Annotated in this window: 13 protein-coding genes; 8 read left to right on the top strand and 5 right to left on the bottom strand. The window is 64.6% G+C overall.

What is annotated here, in order from left to right:
• Nucleotides 1-226: 226 nt before the first annotated feature.
• The 4 genes from lpxC to ligA all read left to right on the top strand — a co-directional run bounded on the left by lpxC (nt 227) and on the right by ligA (nt 6,339).
• Complete coding sequence (lpxC, locus tag XH89_RS08565) at nt 227-1,189, top strand: UDP-3-O-acyl-N-acetylglucosamine deacetylase (RefSeq protein ID WP_194466650.1); 963 nt, start codon at nt 227-229, stop codon at nt 1,187-1,189.
• Nucleotides 1,190-1,434: 245 nt separating this feature from the next.
• Nucleotides 1,435-2,334 (top strand): outer membrane protein assembly factor BamD, encoded by a 900-nt coding sequence (locus XH89_RS08570; RefSeq protein ID WP_194466651.1) that lies wholly within the window; start codon nt 1,435-1,437, stop codon nt 2,332-2,334.
• A 24-nt stretch (nt 2,335-2,358) separates the two neighbouring features.
• A complete protein-coding gene (gene recN / locus XH89_RS08575) occupies nt 2,359-4,032 on the top strand; it encodes a DNA repair protein RecN (protein WP_194466652.1) in 1,674 nt (557 codons plus the stop codon).
• 159 nt (nt 4,033-4,191) lie between these two features.
• On the top strand, nt 4,192-6,339 hold the full coding sequence (ligA, locus tag XH89_RS08580) for an NAD-dependent DNA ligase LigA (protein WP_194466653.1): 2,148 nt from the start codon (nt 4,192-4,194) through the stop codon (nt 6,337-6,339).
• A 118-nt stretch (nt 6,340-6,457) separates the two neighbouring features.
• On the opposite strand, the gene XH89_RS08585 is transcribed toward ligA, so the two are convergent.
• Entirely contained in the window at nt 6,458-7,738 is a 1,281-nt protein-coding gene (locus XH89_RS08585) for a multidrug effflux MFS transporter (RefSeq protein WP_194466654.1), read from the bottom strand.
• A gap of 305 nt (nt 7,739-8,043) precedes the next feature.
• Entirely contained in the window at nt 8,044-9,870 is a 1,827-nt protein-coding gene (locus XH89_RS08590) for an aminopeptidase P family protein (RefSeq protein WP_194466655.1), read from the bottom strand.
• A 185-nt stretch (nt 9,871-10,055) separates the two neighbouring features.
• Between XH89_RS08590 and XH89_RS08595 the strand changes: the two genes are divergently transcribed.
• Nucleotides 10,056-10,235, top strand: coding sequence for a hypothetical protein (locus XH89_RS08595; protein ID WP_194466656.1), 180 nt, complete (start codon nt 10,056-10,058; stop codon nt 10,233-10,235).
• Nucleotides 10,236-10,358: 123 nt separating this feature from the next.
• Here XH89_RS08595 and XH89_RS08600 read toward each other — a convergent pair whose 3' ends face one another.
• Nucleotides 10,359-11,246: a 50S ribosomal protein L11 methyltransferase gene (locus tag XH89_RS08600; RefSeq protein ID WP_194466657.1), complete on the bottom strand. Its 888-nt coding sequence runs from the start codon at nt 11,244-11,246 to the stop codon at nt 10,359-10,361.
• Nucleotides 11,247-11,411: 165 nt separating this feature from the next.
• Between XH89_RS08600 and XH89_RS08605 the strand changes: the two genes are divergently transcribed.
• Both XH89_RS08605 and XH89_RS08610 read left to right on the top strand, forming a co-directional pair.
• The gene (locus XH89_RS08605; RefSeq protein WP_371825223.1) at nt 11,412-11,567 is read left to right on the top strand and encodes a Flp family type IVb pilin; all 156 of its coding nucleotides are present in this window, start codon (nt 11,412-11,414) and stop codon (nt 11,565-11,567) included.
• Between the two features lie 258 nt (nt 11,568-11,825).
• Nucleotides 11,826-12,110 carry a hypothetical protein gene (locus tag XH89_RS08610; RefSeq protein ID WP_194466659.1) on the top strand — a complete coding sequence of 95 codons (285 nt, stop codon included), beginning with the start codon at nt 11,826-11,828 and terminating at the stop codon, nt 12,108-12,110.
• Nucleotides 12,111-12,225: 115 nt separating this feature from the next.
• Here the strand turns inward: XH89_RS08610 and XH89_RS08615 are convergent, their stop codons facing one another.
• The gene (locus XH89_RS08615; protein ID WP_194466660.1) at nt 12,226-13,836 is read right to left on the bottom strand and encodes an NAD(P)/FAD-dependent oxidoreductase; all 1,611 of its coding nucleotides are present in this window, start codon (nt 13,834-13,836) and stop codon (nt 12,226-12,228) included.
• A 219-nt stretch (nt 13,837-14,055) separates the two neighbouring features.
• Here XH89_RS08615 and XH89_RS08620 point away from each other — a divergent pair, with 219 nt between their 5' ends.
• Nucleotides 14,056-16,338 carry a fused MFS/spermidine synthase gene (locus tag XH89_RS08620; RefSeq protein ID WP_194466661.1) on the top strand — a complete coding sequence of 761 codons (2,283 nt, stop codon included), beginning with the start codon at nt 14,056-14,058 and terminating at the stop codon, nt 16,336-16,338.
• A gap of 8 nt (nt 16,339-16,346) precedes the next feature.
• Here the strand turns inward: XH89_RS08620 and XH89_RS08625 are convergent, their stop codons facing one another.
• Nucleotides 16,347-17,285, bottom strand: coding sequence for a glycerophosphodiester phosphodiesterase (locus tag XH89_RS08625; RefSeq protein ID WP_246767764.1), 939 nt, complete (start codon nt 17,283-17,285; stop codon nt 16,347-16,349).
• Between the last annotated feature and the right edge of the window lie 69 nt (nt 17,286-17,354).

Raw genomic sequence — 17,354 nt, forward strand, 5'->3', positions numbered from 1 at the left:
GTAAAGCTGCCGATAACGGCCCCGAACCTCGGCGCAATTTGGTTAAGCCTTGGCGCGAATACGGCGGGTTTGGGGTAACAATCGGTAAAAAAGCGTGAGTTGGCGCTGTTTGGGGCAGTGACTATGGTTTGCCGTGACTTGGGGATACGGAGATTCGGACGGTCGATCTCGATCGGTCAGTCGGGTCTCGTATAAGTCGCAGTGGGTCGTAGTGGGGCGGTTCCTGATGAAATTTAGCCGGCAAACAACGCTTCGTGCGCAAGCCACCGTGGCCGGCGTTGGCGTTCATTCCGGTCTTCCCGTGACCCTTACGCTCGGACCTGCCCCTGTCGATGCAGGTTTTATCTTTGTCCGCACCGGACTTGAGGGAAGCGACCGCGAGATCCAGGCGACCGCGGAGCAGGTCGTCGCAACCGATTTCGCCACCGTCCTCGGCGATCGCACCGGTCCGCTGATTTCGACTGCCGAGCATGTGCTTGCTGCGCTGCGGGGCATGGGTGTCGACAACGCCATCATCGAAGTCGACGGCCCGGAAGTGCCGATCATGGACGGCAGCGCCGCGGCTTTCATTGCGGCGATCGATCAGGCCGGCGTCGTGAGCCAGCCGGCACAGCGCCGCTTCATCCAGGTTTTGAAGCCCATCTCGGTCAAGATGGGTGACTCCTTCGGCGAGCTCAGGCCCTACGCCAACGGCTTCCGCGCCGAGGTCGAGATCGATTTCACCAACCCCGTCATTGGCCAGCAAAGCTATGGCTTCGACGTGAGCCCCGAGCGTTTCCGCCGCGAAGTCGGCCGCGCCCGGACCTTCGGTCTGATGGGCGATGTCGCCAAGCTGTGGGGCGCAGGCTATGCGCTCGGCGCCTCCTTCGAAAATACCGTCGTGTTCGACGAGGAGCGGCTGCTCAACACCGAGGGCCTGCGCTACGCCGACGAATGCGCCCGCCACAAGGTTCTGGACGCGATCGGCGATCTGGCGCTGGCCGGCCTGCCGCTGCTCGGCGCCTATCGCTCGGTCCGTGGCGGCCACAAGCTCAACCATGCCGTCCTGACCGCGATGCTCGCCGACCGTACCGCTTGGCGGGTGGTCGAGGGTGAGGCAGCCCGCCGCACCAGCCGTCCCGTTGTCGAGGTTGGCAGTGGTATTGTTGGTGGCCGGATTGCCGCGGCCTACGGGCCGGACGTGTCCTGACCGCCTGCCGCGGTTTGATGGCGAGGCGTCTTTATCCGGGAAACTCCTGGTAACCATGATCCTCTAAGATTGCGGCAAGTTCGCCTTAATCCGGGCGGAATGCCTGCCTATCCGGTAGGTTAACGATCGTTTTTCGGTTACACCGGCGTGGTCGCATGGCAGGCGCACCACGGTCACATTTCGCGCCCGTGACGGGGATCATGGGCCGGCGGGCACCGCATCACAGGGCGTCAGGTCTTGAATTCATGTCGGCACAGCGTATGACGCGCGGATATCTCTTGGTTTCTCCAAAAGCTCCGGTCGGGACCCGTCGGCTGCTTCAGGCTGCGACTCTTTTCGTCCTGGCCTTGCCGCTGGCCGGCTGCGGCACCGGCGCGCTGTGGGACAAGTTCACCCAGAAGGACGACACCTTCGTCGAGGAGCCCGCCGACAAGATCTACAATGAGGGCTTGTACCTCATGAATGAAAAGAAGGACATGAAGGCGGCGAACAAGAAGTTCGAGGAGGTCGACCGCCAGCATCCCTATTCCGACTGGGCGCGCAAATCGCTGCTGATGTCGGCCTATGCGTCCTACCAGGGCGGCGACTATGACAGCTGCATCGGCGCTGCGACCCGCTACGTCACCCTGCATCCCGGCAGCCCGGACGCCGCCTACGCGCAGTACCTGATCGCCGCCTCGCACTACGACCAGATTCCGGATATCAGCCGTGACCAGGCCCGCACCGAGAAGGCGATCGCCTCGCTGGAAGAGGTGGTGCGCAAGTATCCGACCTCCGAATATGCGACCTCCGCCAAGGCCAAGATCGAGGGCGCGCGCGACCAGCTTGCCGGCAAGGAGATGAATGTCGGCCGCTACTACATGGAGAAGCGCGACTACACCGCCGCGATCAACCGCTACAAGACCGTGGTGACGCAGTATCAGACCACGCGCCACGTCGAGGAGGCGCTCTACCGCCTCACCGAGGCCTATATGTCGATCGGCATCGTCGGCGAAGCCCAGACCGCCGCCGCCGTGCTCGGCCACAATTTTCCTGACAGCCGCTGGTACAAGGACGCCTATAATCTTGTAAAATCCGGTGGTCTCGAACCGAGCGAGAATCAGGGGTCCTGGATCAGCCGGACCTTCAAGAAAATAGGTCTGTAGGACTCGGCTAGGAAATCTGGTTCCATGCTGGCGCGTCTGTCGATCCGTGACATCGTCCTGATCGAACGGCTCGATATCGAATTCGCCACCGGACTTGCGGTTTTGACCGGCGAGACCGGTGCGGGCAAATCCATCCTGCTCGATGCCTTTGCGCTGGCGCTCGGTGGCCGCGGCGATGCCGGCCTCGTGCGCCATGGGGCGGAGCAGGGGCAGGTCACCGCCGTCTTCGATGTCCCGAAGAATCACCCCGCGACGAAAATTCTGGCCGAGAACGGGCTCGACGATACCGGGGAGATGATTCTCCGCCGGGTCCAGCTCGCCGATGGCCGCACCCGCGCTTTCATCAACGACCAGTCGATCAGCGTGCAGACGCTGAAGGCGGTCGGCACCGCGCTGGTCGAGATCCACGGCCAGCATGACGAGCGTGCGCTGGTCGATGCCGCCACCCATCGCCGCCTGCTCGATGCCTTTGCAGGCCTCGAGAAGGACGTCGCGGCCGTCGAATCACTCTGGGATGCGCGCCGCAGCGCGAATACCGAGCTGGAAGAGCATCGCGCCGGGATGGAGCGTGCCGCGCGGGAGGCGGATTATTTGCGGCATGCCTCCGACGAGCTGAAGCAGCTCGCGCCCAAGGACGGCGAGGAGACCTCGCTGGCCCATCGTCGCACCACCATGATGCAGGGCGAGAAGATCGCCTCCGATCTGCGCGAGGCGCAGGAGGTCGTTGGCGGGCACAATTCGCCGGTTGCGGCGCTGTCGGCCGCCGTGCGCCGGCTGGAGCGCCGCGGCGTCAATTCGCCGGCACTGGTCGAGCCGGCGGTGAAGGCGATCGACATCGCCATCAACGCACTGGAAGAGGCCGACCAGCATCTGCTGGCGGCGCTTGCCGCAACCGATTTCGACCCGGCCGAGCTCGAACGTATCGAGGAGCGGCTATTCGCCTTGCGCGCCGCCTCGCGCAAATATTCGACACCGGTCGATGGTCTCGCCGCGCTTGCGGCCAAATACGCCGCCGACGTCGTGCTGATCGACGCCGGTGCTTCGCGCCTGAAGAAGCTGGAGCAGGCCGCGATCGAGGCAGATAGCCGCTATGCGGCTGCTGCGAAGAAGCTCTCGGCGGCGCGGCAGAAATCGGCCGAGAAGCTCAACAAGGCGGTCAATGGCGAGCTCGCGCCGCTCAAGCTCGAACGCGCCAAATTCATGACCCAGGTCGCGACCGACGAGGCCGCGCCGGGTCCGCAGGGCTTCGATCGCGTCGAGTTCTGGGTGCAGACCAATCCGGGCACCAAGCCGGGGCCGATGATGAAGGTCGCCTCCGGCGGTGAGCTCTCGCGTTTCTTGCTGGCGCTCAAGGTGGTGCTGTCGGACCGCGGTTCGGCGCCGACCCTGGTGTTCGACGAAATCGACACCGGCGTGGGCGGCGCCGTCGCGGACGCGATTGGCGCGCGGCTCGCACGCCTCGCCGGCAAGGTGCAGGTGATGGCGGTCACACATGCCCCGCAGGTCGCCGCTCGTGCCGACCAGCATCTGCTGATCTCCAAGGATGCGCTGGACAAGGGCAAGCGCGTTGCGACCCGCGTCAACGCGCTCGCCGCCGACCATCGTCGCGAGGAAATCGCCCGCATGCTCGCCGGGGCCGAGATCACGGCCGAGGCGAGGGCGGCCGCGGACCGCCTGCTCAAGGCGGCGACGGCTTGATTTTGTGTCCCGGACGCGCGTAGCGCGAGCCGGGACCCAGAATGCCGCCTCATGGGCCCCGGCTCTGCAGCGCACCGCTGAAGCAGCGCTGCGCTGCGTCCGGGGCACGAGCCTTTTACCGCCTTTACCGTCCCGCCCGCCCCGTCGTATCCAAGCACCATGGCCAGAGCAGCAAAAACAAAACCGCTTCGTGACGTCGCCGATCTCACCAAGGCCCAGGCCAAGGTCGAGCACATGCGGTTGTCGCTCGAGATCGAGGGACACAACGAGCGCTACTATCAGGAGGACGCGCCCACCGTTACCGACGCCGAATACGATTCCCTGCGTCAGCGCCTCAACGCGATCGAAAAACGCTTCCCCGAATTCGTCAGCGCGGAATCCCCGTCGCAAAAGGTCGGTGCGGCACCTTCTGGCCGCTTCAAGAAGGTCCGGCACTCCGTTCCGATGCTCTCGCTCGACAACGCCTTTGCCGAGGAGGACGTGCGCGACTTCGTCGGCCGCATCGTGCGCTTCCTCAAGCTCGACGACGACAAGATCAACTTCTCGGCCGAGCCGAAGATCGACGGCCTGTCGATGTCGCTGCGCTATGAGGGCGGCGAGCTCGTGACCGCGGCGACGCGCGGCGACGGTGCGGTCGGCGAAGACGTCACCGCCAATATCCGCACGCTCGAAGACGTGCCGCAGAAGCTGAAGGGCCGCAACATTCCCGACATCTGCGAGGTGCGCGGCGAGGTCTACATGACCAAGAAGGCGTTCCTCGCGCTCAATGAGCGGCAGAAGGCCGCCGGCGACACCGTCTTCGCCAACCCGCGCAACTCGGCCGCGGGCTCGTTGCGGCAGAAGGACCCGACCATCACCGCCTCGCGTCCGCTGGGCTTCTTCGCCTATGCCTGGGGCGAGATGAGCGCGATGCCCGAGGATACGCAGAGCAGCATGATCCACTGGTTCGAGCGCTGCGGCTTCAAGACCAATCCGCTGACCAAGCTGTGCCGCTCCGTCGAGGAGTTGATCGCGTTCCACCAGAGCATCGAGGAAGAGCGCGCCGAGCTCGACTATGATATCGACGGCGTCGTCTACAAGGTCGACCGCATCGACTGGCAGGAGCGCCTCGGCTTCGTCTCGCGCACGCCGCGCTGGGGCATCGCGCACAAATTCCCGGCCGAGCGGGCCATGACGGTGCTGCGCGACATCGAGATCCAGGTCGGTCGCACCGGCTCGTTCACGCCGGTCGGCAAGCTCGAGCCGGTCGGGGTCGGCGGCGTGATCGTGCAGAACGTCACGCTGCACAACGAGGACTACATCAAGGGCATCGGCAACAAGGGCGAGGTCCTGCGCGAGGGGCGCGATATCAGGATCGGCGACACCGTCGTGATCCAGCGCGCCGGCGACGTCATCCCGCAGGTGGTCGACGTCGTCATCGACAAGCGGCCTCGAGGCGCGAAGGAATTCCAGTTCCCGAAGAAGTGCCCGTGCCCGCTGCACACCGACGTCACGCGCGAGGAGACCGCGACGGGCGAAGAGGGGTCGCGCGCGCGCTGCACCGGCGAGTTCGCCTGCCCCTATCAGAAGATCGAGCACCTCAAGCTGTTCGTGTCGCGACGCGCCTTCGACATCGACGGTCTTGGCGAGAAGCAGCTCCAGTATTTCTTCGACGAAGGATGGGTCAAGGAGCCCGCCGACATCTTCACGCTGGAGAAGCGCAATTCGAAGCTGAAGCTCGAGGAGATCGAGGGCTACGGCGCGACCTCGGTGCGCAATCTGTTCGGCGCCATCGAGAGCCGGCGCAGAATCGCGCTGGAGCGCTTCATCTACGCGCTTGGCATGCGTCATGTCGGCGAGACCACGGCGCTGGCACTGGCGCGCGGCTACGGCTCCTGGGACGCCTTCCATGACGCCTGCCTCAAGGTCACCAAGGGCGACGAGGAGGCAATGGCCGAGATGGACGCGCTCGACCAGATCGGCGACACCGTGATCAAGAGCATCGCCGATTATTTCGGCGAGAGCCACAATCGCGGCATCGTCGAGCGGCTGACCAGGGAGGTCGAGATCGTCGACGCCGAGAAGCCGAAGAGCAATTCGGCGGTCGCCGGCAAGACGGTGGTGTTCACGGGCTCGCTGGAGAAGATGACGCGCGACGAGGCCAAGGCGACCGCGGAGCGGCTGGGCGCCAAGGTCTCAGGCTCGGTGTCGAAGAAGACCGACCTCGTCGTCGCCGGCCCCGGCGCGGGCTCGAAGCTCGCGGAGGCCAACAAGCACGGCGTCAAGGTGCTGACTGAGGACGAGTGGATGAAGCTGATCGGGGAGTGAACCTCTCCCGTCATTGCGAGGAGCTCTTGCGACGAAGCAATCCAGACTGTTACCGCAGAGGCAGTCTGGATTGCTTCGCTGCGCTCGCAATGACCGGCGGTGGACGCACCGCGCTTCCTCACATCATTCCACCCTCTTCCTCCTCCGCCTGTTCGATCAATTCCTCGCTCACCACGACCTCGCGGCGTGGCACCACAAAGATCATCATGCAGGCGCAGAGCAGCGAAATGGTGAGAACGGCCGAGGTCAGCGGCAGCGTCGTGGCGGAATGGCCGCCGAGATAGGCGCCGAATTGCGACATCAACGCGCCGATGCCCTGCTGGAGAAAGCCCATCGCGCCCGACGCGGTGCCGGCGGCCTCGGGGCGGATGCTGATGGCGCCGGCGGCGGAATTCGCCATCACAAAGGCGTTGCCGACCATCACGATCATCTGCGTGCCGAACAGCCAGCCAGGCGCCTCGTTCCAGCCGGTCAAACTCCACAGCAGGTTCAACAGGCTGCCGCCGAGCTGCAAGGCGAGCCCGAACCAGATCAATTTCTCCAGCGAGTGCCGCGGCGCAAAACGCACGCAGAGCAGATTGCCGACCAGATACGCAAATCCCGTCGTCGCGAACCATGCGCCGTATTCGGCGCTGGTCCGTCCCATTTGCGTCACCACGATGTAGGGGCCACCGCCGGCGAAGGTGAAGATGATCTGGGACGCCAGCACCTGGCACATCACGTAGCCGACGAAAGCGCGGCTCTTGATCAGGGTGCCGACGTCGCTGCGAAAGCCGCCGCTGCCAACCGCGCGATCGCGGCGCGTCTCGGGCAACGCGATCGCGATGCCGACGGCCACCGCGAGCGCGCCGATCGTGACGGCGTAGAAGATCGCGCGCCAGCCGAACGCGGTCTCGATCAGGCCGCCGGTGAGCGGCGAGACCATCTGTCCGATCATCAAGGCTGCGATGACGAGGCTGATCATGGAGGCGACACGGTCGCGCGGATAGATATCGCGGATGATGGCGCGGCTGATCACCATCCCGGAGGCGCCGCCCAGCGCTTGGAAGAAACGTGCCGCGATCAGTTGCGGCAGGGTCTCGGCGAAGATGCAGGCGAGGCTCGCCGCGACCATCAGCGCGAGGCCACCAAGCAGCACCGGGCGCCGGCCAAATCTGTCCGACAACGGCCCCATGATCAGCTGCGACAGTGCGATGCCGACCATGTAGAGCGACACGGTCATCTGCGCGATCGAGATGTCGCGGCCGAACGTCGTCGCCAGCACAGGCAGCGCCGGAACCAGGATGTAGAGCGAGATCGGCGCGATCCCGGTCATGACGACCAGCAGTAATAACACCACGCGCGAAGTCGCGATGTTTGTCTTCGCCGCGTCCGGCGGCCTGCTGATCATGCCGTGCATGCGTGTCCGTCTTTCGAATTCGAATCGGACTGTAGCGTGCACGCACAAGACGGCCATCGGCGTTTCGGAATGCGGCTATACCGATTCCGGGATGGCTGTGATGAGGGCACGATGGCAGCCGATTGCGCGCGCTGTTTGTGCCAGATCACAGGTGTCATTCCCCGCGCACGCGGGGAATCCAGTATTCCCGAGGCAGTCGTTTTTTACGGAGAGGCCTCGGCGTACTGGATGCCCCGCCTTCGCGGGGCATGACGGTCATGTTGGAGTAGCAGCCCTGCGCCACTCGCGTAGCGCCATGCGCGGCGTTACGCCAGCTCCGCCGTGGCCTTGTCGAGCCAGGCCTTCGTCGCCTCGTCCAGCGCCGGCGCCACTTCAGCGCGGACGCGGGCGTGGTAGGCATTGAGCCAAGTGAGCTCGTCGCGGCTCAGCATCGCGGTGTCGATGAGCCGGCGGTCGATCGGCGCCAGCGTCAGCGTCTCGAACGCGTTCATCGCTTTCTCGGCGCCCTTGATGCTGGCTTCGACCACCAGCTCGAGGTTCTCGATGCGGATGCCGAAGCCGTCGGCCTTGTAATAGCCGGGCTCGTTAGAGAGGATCATGCCGCGCTTCAGCGGCGTGGTGCCGAGCTTCGAGATCCGAGCGGGTCCTTCGTGCACCGACAAATAGCTGCCGACGCCGTGGCCGGTGCCGTGCTCGAAATCGACACCGGCGGCCCAGAGATATTGCCGCGCCAGCGAGTCGAGCTGTGCGCCGGTGGTGCCATCAGGGAAGACCGCGCGCGCGATTGCGATATGGCCGCGCAGCACGCGGGTGAAGCGGTCGCGCATCTCGTCGGTCGGCTCGCCCACCGCCATGGTGCGGGTGACGTCGGTGGTGCCGTCTTCGTATTGCGCGCCGGAATCGATCAGCAGGAGGTCGCCCGGCACGATCCGCCGGTTGCTCTTGCGGGTGACGCGATAGTGCACGATGGCGCCGTTCGGCCCCGTTCCTGATATGGTCGGGAACGACACGTCCTTCAGCGCGCCGGTGTCGCGTCGGAACGTTTCCAACGCTTCGACCGCGTCGATCTCGGTAAGCTTGCCGCTTCCTGCCTCGCGATCGATGAAGGCGAGGAAGCGCGCCAGCGCGATGGCGTCGCGTCGGTGTGCGGTCTGCGTGCCCTTGATCTCGGTCGGGTTCTTCACGGCCTTGAGCAGCGCGATCGGATCGCTGCCGCGTAGCGGCTTGCCGCCGCCGCCCGCAATCAAGCGGCTCAGCGCGTCGGCCGCGGTGGCACCGTCGAGCGCGATTGCAGCACCGCTCTTGGCGAGCGCCATCAGCGTCGGCGTCAGCGCATCGGGCTCGCGCACGTCAGCGGATTGCTCGAGATGATCGCGCGTCAGGTTCGAGAGCTTGCGATGATCGATGAAAACAGTGGGGCGGCCGACCTTGGGCACCAGCGCGTAGGACAGCGGCAGCGGCGTATGGGCGACGTCGGCGCCGCGGATATTGAAGGTCCAGGCAACCGCATGGCTGTCCGACAGCACCAGCGCGTCGGCGCCGAGCTTCTCGATCTCGCGTCTGATCTGCGCCACCTTCTCGGCCTCGGCGACGCCGGCATATTGCAGGCCGTGGATCGCGACAGGCGCGACCGGCGGCTGCGGCCGGTCCTGCCAGACCGTGTCGATCGGATTGCTGTCCACCGCCACCAGTTCGGCGCCGGCCTTGGCGCAGGCGGCGGAGAGGCGCTCGGCTGCCGCAAAAGTATGCAGCCACGGATCAAATCCTAGGCGATCACCGGACTTGAGATGCGCCGAGACCCAGCTCTCCGGCGGCGGATCGATCAGCGATTCCACCGCCCATGCCTTGGCGTCGACCTGCTTGGCCGCCTGGATCGTGTAACGGCCGTCGACGAACAAGGCCGCTTCCTGGGCCAGCACCACCGCAATTCCGGCCGAGCCGGTGAAACCGGTCAGCCACGCCAGCCGCTCTTCGGAGGGTGCAACATATTCATTCTGCTGCTGATCGGCGCGCGGAACGACGAAGCCGGTCAGCTTGCGGCGGGCGAGTTCTTCACGGAGTGCAGCGAGGCGCGCCGTCAATGCGACGCCGGCCTCGGGCTCCTCGAATGTCTGGAAGTGTGCTTCGAACATGGCTCAGTTTAGGATCATGGGGGGCAGTCCGCAATGTAGACGCAATTGCCCTCTCATCTGGCATGGACTGTGCTTGAAAATATCCCATTCGAATTGAGTGGAGTAATGGATGCGGCAGTTGCGCTTCGTCCGGATAACAGGGAAGTTCGAGCAAGTGGTTCATCTCAACGGCGAGGGGACACACGATGCCAGCGTTCACCTTTGAGAAGATTTCGCCGCCGGTGCGCCGCGCGCCCGCGGCAACGAGCCCGAAGAAGCCGCGCGGCCTCATCAGCCAGATGATCGATCGCGTCGCCGAGCGCCGCGCCAAGCGGGCCTTGCAGGGCGAGCGTGCGACGCGCCGGGACGACAAGCCGGCGGAGTAAGGGCGGCGTCGATGATGCCGTAGGGTGGGCAAAGGCGCGAAGCGCCGTGCCCACGATCTATCTCGCATTCACGGATGAAAATGGTGGGCACGCTCTCGGTTTGCCCACCCTACGAGATCCCGCTCAATCCACCTTCCGCAACAACAGACTGCTCCATCCCTCGATCCGCAGATGCCGCAGCGGCACCAGGCCGCGCGCCCGGTAAGCGGCAATCACGGCGGGAGCCTGGTGGGTTAACAGGCCGGAGAGAATGACCCGGGCGCCGGGCGCAAGATGGCGGACTATCGGACCCGCCAATTGCCGCAGCGGATTGGCAAGGATGTTGGCCAGCACCAGGTCGAATGGTCCGCTTTTGGCGAAATCCGGTGCGGCAAACCCGGTGGCGCGGATCACCCGCACGTATGGCCTGGCTTCATTCAGGGCCGCGTTCTCGGCCGCGACCCGCACCGAAGGCGGATCGATGTCGGAGGCCAGCACGGCGCGATGCAGCGCCTTGGCGGCGGCGATGCCCAGCACGCCGGTGCCGGTGCCGAGGTCGAGCACGCGCTTTGGCCGCGCATGTTTCAGGACATGGTCAAGCAGAAGTAAACAGCCGCGCGTGGTGCCGTGGTGTCCGGTGCCGAAGGCGAGCGCCGCCTCGATCTCGATGGCGAGCTTGTTTGGCGCCACCCGATCGCGGTCGTGACTGCCGTGGACGACGAAGCGTCCGGCCGGCACCGGGACGAGGTCTTCCAGGCTCGCCTTGACCCAGTCCTTGGCCTCGACCGTGTCGAAGGCCAGTGTGGCGGCGATGTCATTTCCTGCTGAAGTTGCAACGAGTTCGCGCAGCAATTCCTGGTCCGGCGCCTCGGCAAAATGCAGCGTGACGTCCCATTCTCTGTCCGGCCGTTCGAAGGCGGCAACCGCGGTGTCGCCCTCGAAAAACACCTCCGTGAGCACATCGACGACACGCCTGGCAGCCGCCTCGTTGCCGATTGAAAAGCTGGCGCGGTGGGTAGGAGATGGCTGCATTATGGGGTTCCGTTGAGCTCAATTTCTGGAACTTTTGTTCCCAATTTTTCGGATAACTTACGATTTACGGGTTAACTTGGCCGTAGCTTGTGCTCCGTACATTCCCGGGCTGTTGGAACCAACCAGGACACCCTGGAATGGAGATGGAGGCGAGTCTTGAAGCACATGGTTTCGAAATTCTGGTCCGATGAATCGGGCGCAACCGCGATCGAATACGGCCTGATCGCGGCGGGTATCGCGCTGGCGATCATCACCGTGGTGAACAATCTGGGCTCCACGATGAACGACAAGTTCGGTTCAGTTAGCAGCTCCTTGAAGTAATTTCTGCCTCCCATTTCCTGGCGGGGGCGACCTTCTTCATAGACGATATTTTCGACGACGCCCGCTGGGAATAGCTCCTTTGCGGGCGAAGTCGTTTTGGGGACGACCGAGATGGCCATCGCTGCCTATGACCGGTCGTCGTCTACCCATGATCCCGGGGCCATCCACCGGCCTATACCCGGGCTATCCAGCCGCTTCTCCACAGTCTGGTTCGTGCTTGCTAATGCTTAGCGCTAAGCTTCGCAAGGGAGGGGCAACATGAAAGGATTGCTAAGAGCAATTCTCTTCGGAGGTGGCTGGTCGTTCGGCCTATTTGCAATCGGTTTGCTGGTGGGACTGCCGGAAGCCGCTTTCAAAGATCGCGAGTCAGTCGTCATCGGTGCCTGCTCGGCGATAGCATCGGCGCTGGTCTTTTGGACCGCAACTCGGCTGCCCGCGACCCTATCATGGCCCATCGCCATAATCGGCTGGATCGTTGGCTTCTTTCTGCTTCCCGGCGCAGTCCGCGTTCTGGTTGAAATCGCCGACCGAATGTTCCGATGAATTTCAAACTGAGACACTACCGTCTGGTTCGTGCTTGTCCCCAAACAGTCGAACCAGGCTTCCACCACTTCACCACAGCTCTGCCAGCAGCCCTATCCACAGCCCATCCACAGAGCTATCCACGGCTTGCGAACAGCGAGCGATGATCCCGCAAGATCACCTGCGCCGCGTTGTGGCCGGGCGCGCCGGTGACGCCACCGCCGGGATGCGCGCCAGAGCCGCAATGGTAGAGGCCCTTCAGAGGCCCACGATAATCGGCATGGCCCAGCATCGGTCGCGCCGAGAACAACTGGTTCAGCGTCAGCGCGCCGTGGAAGATATCGCCGCCGAGCAGGCCAAACTGCCGCTCGAGATCGAGCGGTGAGAGGATCTGGCGTCCGAGCACGCTTGTGCCAAAGCCCGGCGCGTACCTGTCGACCGTCGCGATCATGAGATCGGCGACCTCGTCGCGATGGTCATCCCAGGACTTGCCGTCGGGCAATTCGGGCGCGACGTGCTGGCAGAACAGGCTCGCCACGTGCTTGCCGGCAGGTGCGAGCGTATCGTCGAGCGTCGAGGGGATCAGCATCTCGACGATCGGCTGGCGGCTCCAGCCCTGCGCGCGCGCATCGAGATACGCGCGGTCCATGTAGCCAAGGCTCGGCGCCAGGATGATGCCGGAGGTGAGATGGTCGCCATGCCCGGGCAGGGCCGTAAAGGAGGGCAGGCGGTCCAGCGCGACGTTCATGCGGAAGGTGCCGGAGCCATTCTTCCAGTGGCGGATACGGGCGAGGAAATCGGCCGGCAGCGCGTCGGCGGTGATCAGCTGCGTATAGAGCAGCTTTGGGTTGACGTTGGCGGCGACATATTTTGCGCGGATGGTTTTGCCGTTCTCCAGCACCACGCCGACGGCGCGGTCGCGCTCGACGATGACCTCGCGCACGCCGGCATCAAGGTCGATCGTGACGCCGCGGTCGCTTGCGGCGCGCGCCATCGCCTGCGTGATCGCACCCATGCCGCCGATGGCGTGGCCCCAGACGCCCTTCTTGCCGTTCACCTCGCCGAAGGCGTGGTGCAGCATCACATAGGCCGACCCGGCGGCATAAGGGCTCGCATAATTGCCGACGATGGCATCGAAGCCGAACAGCGCCTTGACCAGATCGTGCTCGAACCGTTCGTCCAGCATCTCGCCGGCCGAGCGGGTGAAGAGATCGAGCAGGCTGCGGCTTTGCTCCAGCGTCAGGCCGCGCAGGATGTTGGCGCTCTGGATCGCATTCATCGCCTCGCGGAGCGCACCGACACCAAAACCGTCGATCAGGTTCGGCGGCGCGCGCAGCACGAATTGCCGCAGCACGTCCGCGATGTCCTCGAGCTCGCGCGAAAACCCGTCGAGTGCAGCGGCATCATGCGCGCTGAGCCGCGCAACGGACGCCTTCGTTCGTCCCTCGCCGGTGAGGAGATAGCTGCCGTCGGGCGCGGGCAGGAAATTCTGCGCGCGCCGCTCGACGACGCGCAGGCCCTGCTCGGCGAGCTTGAGGTCACGGATCACCTGCGGATTGAGCAGGCTCACGGTGTAGGCTGCGACCGAATTGCGGAAGCCCGGATGAAATTCCTCCGTGACCGCGGCCCCGCCAACCACCTTGCGGCGCTCGACGATTTGCACGCGCAATCCCGCCATCGCAAGATAGGTCGCGCAAGTGAGGCCGTTATGGCCAGCGCCGATGATGACGACGTCGGTTTCGGTCATTGAGGATTCAAGGCTCAGGCTATCGTCATTCCAGGGCTCGCGAAGCGAGAACCCGGAATCTCGGGCTTCCGGGTTCGATGCTTTGCATCGCCCCGGAACGACATCTGTATATCAAGCAATCGTCCATGCAACATCACGAGACCATTTATTGCTCGTTCAGGCACCTTGTGCTCCATTGCGCGCGCGCCCGGCGCCTGCCGGAGGAAAGCCGGAGCTCCCATGGATTCGATCGTGCAACCCGCCGCCACGGAGCAGCCGTCTTCTTTACGCAACCGACTGCTGCTGACGATCTACACGGCCGCGATCTTCGTCAGCGCGCTGTTGCTGTTCTCGGTGCAGCCGCTGTTCACGAAAATGGTGCTGCCGCGGCTCGGCGGTTCGCCGGCAGTGTGGTCGGTGGCGATGGTTTTCTTCCAGTCGTTGCTGCTGGCGGGCTACGCCTATGCGCATCTGCTCATGCAGATCAAGAACCGCGTGGTGCCGGTCGTGGTGCATCTGGTGCTGCTGACCGCGGCCTTCATCACGCTGCCGCTCGGCATCGCCAGCGCCTATGGCGAGCCGCCCGCGTCCGGCTACGCATTCTGGCTGCTCAGCCTGTTCGTGATGTCGATCGGGCTGCCGTTCTTCGCGCTCGCCGCCAACAATCCACTGCTGCAGGCCTGGTTCGTCCGCACCGGTCACCCTGACGGTCAGGATCCGTACTTCCTCTATGCCTCCTCCAACATCGGCAGCTTCCTTGCGCTGCTGTCCTATCCGTTCCTGCTGGAACCGATGTTCACGCTGCACGCGCAGAACCGGCTCTGGACCGGCGGCTATGGTCTTCTGATTCTGCTGATTGCAGGCTGCGGCATGCTGTTGCTCCGCTCGTCGAAGACTGCGGTGGGCGATGCGCGGACCGAAGACGCAAGCGCGCCGGCTCCAGGCATCTTGACGCGGCTGCGCTGGATCTTCCTCGCCGCGGTGCCGTCGGGCCTGCTCATCGCGGTCACCGCACACATCTCGACCGACGTCGCGGCCGCACCGCTGCTGTGGGTGCTGCCGCTGTCGCTCTATCTGCTGACCTGGGTTCTGGTGTTCCAGTCGCGGCCGCTGCTGCCGCACAAATGGATGCTGATGCTGCAGCCGGTGGCGATCGCTGGCGTCATCTTCCTACTGGCGTTCGGCGGTGAGCAGAATCTGCTGCTCACGCTCGGCGGTCATCAATTGTGCTTCTTCGTCATCGCCATGGCCTGCCACGGCGAATTGGCACGGACGCGCCCCGCAGCCAGATATCTCACCGGCTTCTATGTCGCGCTGTCGTTCGGCGGCATGGTCGGTGGCCTGTTTGCCGGCCTGGTCGCGCCCTTCACCTTCTCCTGGATCGCCGAATACCCGATCCTGGTCGCGCTCGCCGCGCTGTGCCGGCCGTCGGCAAACGAGCGTCTTGCGGGCATCGTGAGGTGGTACTGGCTGGCGCTTGCCGCGCTCGCCGCGGCGCTCGTTGCGCCGTCCTACATGACGGGCGATCTCTCGACCTGGTTCGAGGATCACCGCGTCTGGGTCGCCGGCGCCGTCGGCGTGCTCGCAGCGCTGCTGGCGCTGGCACTCAATGCCGGCCGCTGGAAGATCTTTGCCACCGTCGCGCTCGCACTGGTGTTGACGCGGGTCTATCCGGCTGACGAGGGCCGCGTCACCACCGTGCGCAGCTTCTTCGGCGTCCACAAGATCGTGGTGACGCCGGGTGGCTATTTCCACGTGCTGATGCACGGCACCACGATTCACGGTGCCGAGCGCTTCCGCAACAACGACGGCACGCCGGTCACCGGCCGTCCCGAGCCGATCACCTATTATCACAAGGATGGCGGCATCGGTCAGGCCATCACCGCGATCCGCGAACGCAAGGGCGCGCCGCTGAAGGTCGCGGCGATCGGCGTCGGCTCGGGCACGCTCGCCTGCGCCGCCGAGCCGGGCGAGGACTGGAAATTCTTCGAGATCGACCAGTCCATGGTCGATGCCGCGCGCGACCCCAAGAATTTCCGCTACATCTCGAGCTGTATGCCGGACCTGAAGCCGGTGATCGGCGACGCGCGTCTCACCTTCGCCAGGGAGCCTGACGGCGTCTACGACCTCATCATCGTCGACGCCTATTCGTCGGATGCGATCCCGATACATCTGGCCACCCAGGAGGCGATGAAGATCTACAAGGACAAGCTTGCCCCGCACGGCGCCGTGGTGATGCACGTCTCCAACCGGCATCTCGATCTCGAGCCCGTGGTGGTGGGAATCGCCGATGCCAACGATTTGAAGAGTTGGGTCTATGACGAGGATTCGGGCCGCGACGCCGACTACATCTTCTCGACCGACGTCGTCATCTCCGCGCGTGAGGCGGAAGACGTCGGCAAGCTGGCATCGTCCAAGCGGTGGGAGGAGACCGACGCCGACGAGAAGGTACGGGTCTGGACCGACGACTATTCCAACATCCTCGGCGCACTGTACCGGCGCCTGCGGTACGGCGAGCAGTAGCTCGCTTGTTACGGCTGGACCGGCGTCCCCGCCGGCAGCGCGATTCCCTTCTCGCCGGCGACCTGCCGCAACAGGTCCGGCCTGTCGGAGATGATGCCGTCGACGCCGAACTCGATCATCCGCGCCATGTCGTCGGGCTTGTTGACGGTCCAGACCACGACGCGCAACGCGAGCGTATGGGCCTCCGTAACAAGTGCCGCCGTCACATCGCCGAAATAGGGCGACCACACCGCACCGCCCGCGGCCTTGATGGTGCGCGGCAGCGAGCCACCGTGATCGGCCGGGTTGAAACCCGCCGTCCAGCTGGTGGCCTTGTCGAGGGCGTTCGTCGGTGCCGAGCCGCGCTGCAACGTCAGGTACACGGTTGGAATTTTCGGGGCCTGCTGCTGGACGAGGAGCAGCGTCCGCCAGTCGAACGACTGGATCATGACGCGGTCGGAGAGTTTTTCGTCCTCGATCACCCCGAGCAGCTTCGTGACGAAGGCTTGCGGCCCCAGCGATTCATCGGGACGATCCGGATCGATCTTGGTCTCGATATTGAAGCGCACGCGCTCGTTGCCGGATTTGCGCACCAGCGCGAACAGCTCCTTCAGCGTGGGAATGCGTGTCCCCGGCACGGCGCGCTGCTCGGGAAACTGCTTGGCGTAGGCGCTGTCCGGCCGGATCTGGCCGACGTCATAGGTCCTGACATCGGCGAACCGGAGCTTGACGAAGGGCGTGCCTGGTGCCGCGACATAGGCGCCGTTCGCATCCCGCGCGAGATCGGGATTGAGCCCGCGCTCATGCGACACGACGACTTCGCCGTCGGCGGTCACGCCCACGTCGAGCTCCAGCGTGTCGACGCCCATCGTCAGCGCATTGGCAAAGGCCGGCAGGGTATTTTCCGGCATCAGCGCCCGTCCGCCGCGGTGCGCCTCGAGATCGAAAGCCATCGCTGTGCCAGTCATGGCTTGTCCTGTCGTGAGAACCGAAAGCGCGGTCAGAATTGTCGCAACACGTAACAGCATCACATGCAG

The organism is Bradyrhizobium sp. CCBAU 53340 (assembly GCF_015291645.1).
Taxonomy (GTDB): Bacteria; Pseudomonadota; Alphaproteobacteria; order Rhizobiales; family Xanthobacteraceae; genus Bradyrhizobium.

Coding starts and splice junctions, on each gene's coding strand:
- lpxC (WP_194466650.1), top strand. CDS start 227: ATGAAATTTAGCCGGCAAACAACGCTTCGTGCGCAAGCCACCGTGGCC.
- XH89_RS08570 (WP_194466651.1), top strand. CDS start 1,435: ATGTCGGCACAGCGTATGACGCGCGGATATCTCTTGGTTTCTCCAAAA.
- recN (WP_194466652.1), top strand. CDS start 2,359: ATGCTGGCGCGTCTGTCGATCCGTGACATCGTCCTGATCGAACGGCTC.
- ligA (WP_194466653.1), top strand. CDS start 4,192: ATGGCCAGAGCAGCAAAAACAAAACCGCTTCGTGACGTCGCCGATCTC.
- XH89_RS08585 (WP_194466654.1), bottom strand. CDS start 7,738: ATGCACGGCATGATCAGCAGGCCGCCGGACGCGGCGAAGACAAACATC.
- XH89_RS08590 (WP_194466655.1), bottom strand. CDS start 9,870: ATGTTCGAAGCACACTTCCAGACATTCGAGGAGCCCGAGGCCGGCGTC.
- XH89_RS08595 (WP_194466656.1), top strand. CDS start 10,056: ATGCCAGCGTTCACCTTTGAGAAGATTTCGCCGCCGGTGCGCCGCGCG.
- XH89_RS08600 (WP_194466657.1), bottom strand. CDS start 11,246: ATGCAGCCATCTCCTACCCACCGCGCCAGCTTTTCAATCGGCAACGAG.
- XH89_RS08605 (WP_371825223.1), top strand. CDS start 11,412: ATGGTTTCGAAATTCTGGTCCGATGAATCGGGCGCAACCGCGATCGAA.
- XH89_RS08610 (WP_194466659.1), top strand. CDS start 11,826: ATGAAAGGATTGCTAAGAGCAATTCTCTTCGGAGGTGGCTGGTCGTTC.
- XH89_RS08615 (WP_194466660.1), bottom strand. CDS start 13,836: ATGACCGAAACCGACGTCGTCATCATCGGCGCTGGCCATAACGGCCTC.
- XH89_RS08620 (WP_194466661.1), top strand. CDS start 14,056: ATGGATTCGATCGTGCAACCCGCCGCCACGGAGCAGCCGTCTTCTTTA.
- XH89_RS08625 (WP_246767764.1), bottom strand. CDS start 17,285: ATGACTGGCACAGCGATGGCTTTCGATCTCGAGGCGCACCGCGGCGGA.